Consider the following 6000-nt stretch of genomic DNA (forward strand, 5'->3'; position numbering starts at 1 on the left):
AAACCCCCGGTCGGAGCGGTGGGTCCGCGTGGACGGGGCCGGAGTCGATCCGGGCAGGCCCAGCACTAAACTCTTGCACCGCAAACTTTTACACCGCTGTAGAACGCCAGTGGAGCATACTAGGCGCAGATGAGAAAACCAGCTGGTCAGATCGGTCCGAATCATCAGACAGATCTGATCGGCGGGTGGCCTCTCGCCTGCTGCTCCCGCATCGAACGACTCGAACGAGGAGCACCATGATTCACCGGATCGCACGCGTGACGGCCGGCGCCCTGGTGGCACTGCTGGCCGCCATAGGCCTGACGGCCGCGGCGTCCAGCGCGACGGCGGTGGCCGCGCCCAGGTCCGCGGCGGCCGTCACGGGTACCGAGGGTACTGCGCGCACCGACGGAGCGGTCGGGGAGGCCCCCGCGACGGCCCGCACCGCGGCCCGGTCGGTGGAGGCCGGTCAGGCCGCGACGGGCACGAACCTCGCGGCCAAGGACGAAAAGAAGAAGAAGTCGGGCTTCTTCGCCAAGCTCGGCAAGTTCGTGCTGGTTGTGATCATTGTCATCATCCTGCTCTTCATCCTGCTGATCTGGGGGATCGTCCACCTGGTCAAGCGGCTCTTCCGCCGCCACTGACCACAGCGGACCGCGGCACCGGCCCGGCCCGCTTCGCCCCGGGCCCGCCGCCGTGGTGTAGTCGACCGCCGTGCAGTCGATCACCTCGTCCGCGCCCAGGCCCCGGACGAACGCGTGCTCGGCCGCGCTGGCCGTGCCGATGACGTACGCGCCGTACGCCTCGGCGATCTGGACGGCCAGGTGGCCGACGCCGCCCGCCGCGGCGTGCACCAGGACGCGCTGCCCCGCCGTGAGGTCCGCCATGTCCACCAGGGACTGCCGGGCGGTCAGCGCGGCGAGCGGCAGGGCCGCGGCCGGGCCGCCGGTTGACCGGGGCGCCCGCCGGGGCAGTGGCCGCCCCGGGCGGGACCTACGGGCGGGCGGCGGGCCGGGCGGCGAGGAGGGCGATGTCGTCCTCGGCGGCATCCGTGGCGAGGGCCTGGAGGACGGCGTCCAGGAGCGAGTCGAGGCCGCCGGTGGCGGGCAGCCGGAGGGCGGCGAGGCGGTCGAGGGAGGTGTCGATGTCCTCGCCGCGGCGCTCGACCAGGCCGTCGGTGTACAGCAGCAGGGTCTGGTCGGGGGCGAGCGGGTGGGTGGTCTGCTCGTAGCCGCCCAGGCCGGTGCCGAGCGGCGGGCCGGTCGGGATGCGCAGCAGTTCGGTGGGGCGGTCGGGGGTGATCAGGGCGGGCGGGAGGTGCCCGGCGCTGGAGAGCGTCCAGCGGCCGCGGCCCGGGTCGGCGAGGACCAGCAGGCAGGTCGCGGGGCGGGCGGAGTCGTCGGCTGAGATGACGGCGTCGAGCTGTCGCAGGATGCGGTGCGGTGGCAGGTCCATCCCGGCGACGTCGCGCAGTGCCGAGCGGTAGTGGCTCATGTCGACGGCGGCCTCCACGCCGTGCCCCATGACGTCGCCCATGGCGAGCAGGGTCCGGCCGAACGGCAGCCGGACGGTCTCGTACCAGTCGCCGCCGACCACCGAGCTGCTGCCGGAGGGCAGGTAGCGGGAGGCGAGGGTGAGGTTCTGGTGCGGGTTGCCGGGCTCGCTGAGCAGCGCCCGCTGGAGCTCCAGGGCGATGCCCTGCGAGCGGGCGTAGCGGCGGGCGTGGTCGAGACCGGTGGCGGCGCGGGCGGTGAGGGCGCCGATCAGTTCGGCGTCCTCGGGAGTGAAGGCGGGCACGGCGGCGGTGCGGCCGAGGGTGAGCAGCCCGACGAGCCGGCCGCGGGCGGCGAGCGGCAGGACGAGCAGGGAGGCGGTGCCGGCCGGGCAGCCGTCCGGCGGCCCGGGCGCGCCGAGCACGGCGGCGCCGCCGGCCAGGGCGCGTTCCGCGGCGGAGCCCGGGCGGGCCCGGACGGTGTCGCCGGGGGCGGGGGCGGGGGCGTCGGCGGCGCCCGGGGCGGACACGGCGGCCCGGTGCAGGCGGCCGGGCGCGCCGTGGCCGAGCCGGGGCGGTTCGGCCTCGGGCGGCAGGAGGTCGACGACGGCGTGGTCGGCCAGCCGGGGCACCAGGAACGCGGCGAGTTCGGCGCCGGTGGTGCCGGTGTCCAGGGTGGTGCCGATCTGCTCGTCGGCGGCTTCTAGCAGCGCCAGCCGGGCCTGCGCGCGCTCGGCCGGTGTGCGGTCGCCCTGCGCGCGGTCGGCCTGCGCGGGGCGGTCCTGTGCGGGGGCGTCGGGCACGGCGACGACCACGCCGGTGATCCGCCCGGCCCGCCGCAGTGCCCGGTAGCGCACCCGCAGGCCGGGCGGCACGGGGGCTCCCGGCCCCTCGGGCCCGCCGGCGGGCTGCTCGCGGTCCCGCCCGTCCGCGAGGACCAGCCGCAGCGTGCCGGCGGCCGCCCCGAAGGCGGTGGCCCCGGCCGGGCGGCCGAGCAGGTCCGCCGGGCGCAGTCCGGTGGCGGCGGTGAAGGCGGGGTTGAGGTACTGCCAGTGCAGCCGCCCGTCCAGCACGGCGAGGCCGGCCGGGGCGTCGGCGAGCGCGTCGGCCAGCAGCTCCGGATCGGCGTCGCCGCGGGGCTTCCGACGAGCGCCGCCCTCGCTACTGTCGGTGACCGCGACGAGGCTTGCGGCGAGCGCCGCCGCCGTGGCCACCAGGGACCGGGAACCCGGTGCGGTGGGTCGGGCGCCTTCTGCTCGTCTGCGGTGCCGGAACTGCATAGGGCCAATGATCACGCGCCGGAGCCCGGCGCGCCCACAACGGGATGAAAGTTTGACTGCTCGGAGGCGTTGTTGTAACAGAGCGGATGTGTATCGTGCACGTGCCGGCGCGTGTGCTCGCATGGGTGCCCTCCGTCGTCGGATGCGGGGGGTCGGGCGGGGTCGGGCGAGGCCCGGTGAGGCCCGGCGAGGAGCCTGGTGGCGCCTTCCGGGGCCCCCGGCGGCGGCCCGGCCACCCGGTCCGGCGGGCACTCTGACCGGTCGTCCGGTGACGGTCCGTCCGCGGCCGGTCCTCGCCGCGCCTGGCCGATCACGGGACGGTGACCACCGGTCATACTGGGCGGCGGCGTCCGACACCGGGCGTCGCGGGCCGTGCCCGGCCGCACCCGACCGGCTCGCGCCGCCCGCCCGTCGGCCGTAACGCCCACACCGGAGGCCCCGATGACCCGCGACCTGCCGTCCCACCGCCCGGCGGCCGGCGCCCGGGCGGTGCCGTGGAACCGGCAGCGGCTGCGCAGCAACAACGAGTGGCTGCTGCTGGAGCTGCTGCGCACCGGCGGTGGCTCCTCCCGGGCCCAACTGGCCCGGGACACCGGCCTGTCCAAGCCGACGGTGTCCGCCGCCCTGGCCGAGCTGGAGCGCGCGGGGCTGGTCCGGGCGGCCGGGCGGGTGGCCCCCGAGCGGGGCCGCACGGCCGTGCTGTACGAGGTCGACCCGACCGCCGGGTACGTGCTCGGGGTGGACGTCGGCCGGGCCCGGCTGCGGGTGGCGGTCGCCGACCTGGCCGGGGCGGTGGTCGCCCGCCGGGACGTCGCCAACCGGGGCCGCTCGGCCGACGCCGTCGTGGACGCGGTGGTCGAGGCGGCGCACGGGGCGACCGCCGAGGCGGGCCTGACGGCCGCGGACATCGTGCACGCGGTGATCGGCACCCCGGGGGTCTGGGACGAGCGCCGGCGCGGCGTCCGGTACGCCACCAGCCTGCCGGGGTGGGGGCGGCCGGGCCTGTTCGACCGGATCGGGGCGGGCCTGGGCACGGCCGTCACGGTGGCCAACGACGCCAACCTGGCGGCCCTCGGCGAGTACACCCTCGGCGCCGGCCGGGGCAGCCGGATGTTCGCCTACCTGCTGGTCGGCACCGGGCTGGGCGTGGGCGTGGTCAAGGACGGCGAGCTGCTGCTCGGCGCCCACGGCGGGCTCGGCGAGATCGGGCTGGTGCCGCTGCCGGGCCGGCCGGGGGAGCCGGTGGCGACCATCGAACAGGAGGCGGCCGCGGACGCGGTGGTGCGCGCGGCCCTGGACTTCGGCCTGGACCCGGGCCCGGCCGGGCGGGTCACCGCGGCGCAGGTCTTCGAGCGGGCCCGGGCCGGGGACGGGGCGGCGCTGCGGGCGGTGCGGCAGGAGGCCGAGCGGCTGGCCTACGCGGTGGCCGTGCTGGCGGCCGTCCTCGACCCGGACCTGGTGGTGCTCGGCGGCGGTCTGGGCACCAGCGCGGACCTGCTCCTGGAGCCGCTGGAGCGGGCCCTGCACCGGCTCGCCCCGATGCGGCCGACGCTCGCGCCGAGCCTGCTGGGGGAGGATGCGGTGCTGCTCGGCGCGGTCGCCACCGCCCTGGACACCGCCCGGGCGGAGGTGTTCGAGCGCCGGACGGCGGGGCTGGGCTGACGGCCCGGCCGGGGCCCGCGCGGTGACGGCCCGTCCGGCGCTCGCGCGGCCGGACGGGCGGTGGTGCCGCGTCAGGTGGCCTCGGCGGATCAGCCGGTGGCCAGGGTCAGGCCGTAGGTGCCGAGGATCGGGTTGACCGGCTGGAAGAAGGTCTCCCCGCCCGAGGAGCAGTCGCCGGAGCCGCCCGAGGTGACCCCCTGGGCCTGGCTGCCGGAGATGAACGAGCCGCCGGAGTCGCCCGGTTCGGCGCAGACCGTGGTGCGGGTGAGGCCGTAGACGGTGCCTTCCGCGTAGTTGACGGTCGAGTTGAGCTCCTGGACGGTCCCGCAGTGCCAGCCGGTGGTGGAGCCGGAGCGGCAGACCGAGCCGCCGACCGGCTGCTCGGCCGAGCCGGAGACCGTCACCGCGCCGCCCGCGTAGTCGTTCACCTGCGGCTGGGCGGTCCAGTCCGGACCGGCCGCGACCCAGGAGTAGTCGTTGCCGGGGAAGGTCGAGCCCTGGAAGGTGCCGATCGAACCGCCGCTCGCGCTGGTGGCGTTGGAGCCGGGCTGGCCGCAGTGGCCGGCGCTGACGAAGCCCGGCTGGCCGTTCTGGGTGACCGGGAAGCCGATCGAACAGCGGGCGGCGTTGTCGATGTAGTACGCGTCCCCGCCGCGCAGGTCGGCGAGCGGGCGGGGCAGGGCGGTGGCCCGCTCGACCCGGACCAGCGCGCGGTCCACGCCGGCGTCCTGCAGGAACGTTTCGGTCCGGGCGGCGTCGGTGGAGCGCACCACCACGCTGTTGCTCCGGACGTCGACGTACCAGAGCGGGGTGGCCTCCGGCGCCGCGGCGGCGACGGCCGCGTCGAGCTGCCGCTTGGCGCCGTCGAGGGCGGCCAGGCCGTGCCGGACGACGGTCGCCCGGCCGCCGTGGGCGGTGACGGCCCGGGCGGCGGAGGCGTCCGTGGTGGCCACCACCAGGGTGGCGTCCGGCCCGTCCACCCAGGCCCCGGCCCAGCGGTCGCCGAGCGTCCGGGCCAGCGCGGTCTGCGCCGCGGCGGCCCGTGCCTCGTGGGCGAGGCGCCGGGCGGCGGCCTGCGGGGACAGGCCCAGGTCGCGCTGGTAGGCGCGCAGCAGCGCGGGCGGCGCGGCGGCGACGGCGGCCGGGTCGGCCGGGGCGGCCGCCAGGGCGGCGGCGATGGACGGTTCGTCGGCCGGCGCGGGGGCGGGCGCGCTGACGGCGGGGGCGGCGGTCAGAACGACACCCGCGAGGGCGGTGGCGACGGCGAGCGCACGAATGCGGAGCATGGGGTCTCCTCGGTCGGCGTGGGGGTTGCCGGAACCGTAGAGTGCGCAACACATTGACCGGAACATGTCGAATGCCCCCGCCCTCGGGTGCTATACCCCGCCGATCATGGGGAGTTGACGCGGCGGAGCCCGGCGGGGGGGGGGCGGGGGGGGGGCGCCGGGGGGGGGGGGGCCCGGGGGGGGGGGGGGGGGGGGGGGGGGGGGGAGGTCGACGCCGGTGACGAGGAGGGCGAGGAGGCCGGTGACGAGGTCGTCGGCGGGGGAGAGCGACTGCCAGGTGAAGACGAAGGCTTCGCCGTGG

4 protein-coding genes and 1 pseudogene are annotated in these 6000 nt (G+C 77.4%); 2 read left to right on the plus strand and 3 right to left on the minus strand.

Annotated features, from left to right (window positions below):
• Nucleotides 1-236: 236 nt before the first annotated feature.
• A complete protein-coding gene (locus ACPC54_RS20575) occupies nucleotides 237-623 on the plus strand; it encodes a hypothetical protein (RefSeq protein ID WP_498966569.1) in 387 nt (128 codons plus the stop codon).
• A gap of 48 nt (nucleotides 624-671) precedes the next feature.
• Here the strand turns inward: ACPC54_RS20575 and ACPC54_RS20580 are convergent.
• Both ACPC54_RS20580 and ACPC54_RS20585 read right to left on the minus strand, forming a co-directional pair.
• Nucleotides 672-917: pseudogene (locus ACPC54_RS20580) on the minus strand (zinc-binding dehydrogenase); the annotation flags it as partial.
• Nucleotides 918-972: 55 nt separating this feature from the next.
• The gene (locus tag ACPC54_RS20585; RefSeq protein ID WP_498966548.1) at nucleotides 973-2751 is read right to left on the minus strand and encodes a PP2C family protein-serine/threonine phosphatase; all 1779 of its coding nucleotides are present in this window, start codon (nucleotides 2749-2751) and stop codon (nucleotides 973-975) included.
• A gap of 441 nt (nucleotides 2752-3192) precedes the next feature.
• On the opposite strand from ACPC54_RS20585, the gene ACPC54_RS20590 reads away from it, so the two are divergent.
• A complete protein-coding gene (locus ACPC54_RS20590) occupies nucleotides 3193-4413 on the plus strand; it encodes an ROK family protein (RefSeq protein ID WP_498966550.1) in 1221 nt (406 codons plus the stop codon).
• Between the two features lie 89 nt (nucleotides 4414-4502).
• Here the strand turns inward: ACPC54_RS20590 and ACPC54_RS20595 are convergent, their stop codons facing one another.
• Nucleotides 4503-5699: a S1 family peptidase gene (locus tag ACPC54_RS20595; RefSeq protein WP_498966551.1), complete on the minus strand. Its 1197-nt coding sequence runs from the start codon at nucleotides 5697-5699 to the stop codon at nucleotides 4503-4505.
• Between the last annotated feature and the right edge of the window lie 301 nt (nucleotides 5700-6000).

The sequence above is a fragment of the Kitasatospora sp. NPDC094028 genome (assembly GCF_049543595.1).
In the GTDB taxonomy this organism is placed as follows: Bacteria; Actinomycetota; Actinomycetes; order Streptomycetales; family Streptomycetaceae; genus Kitasatospora.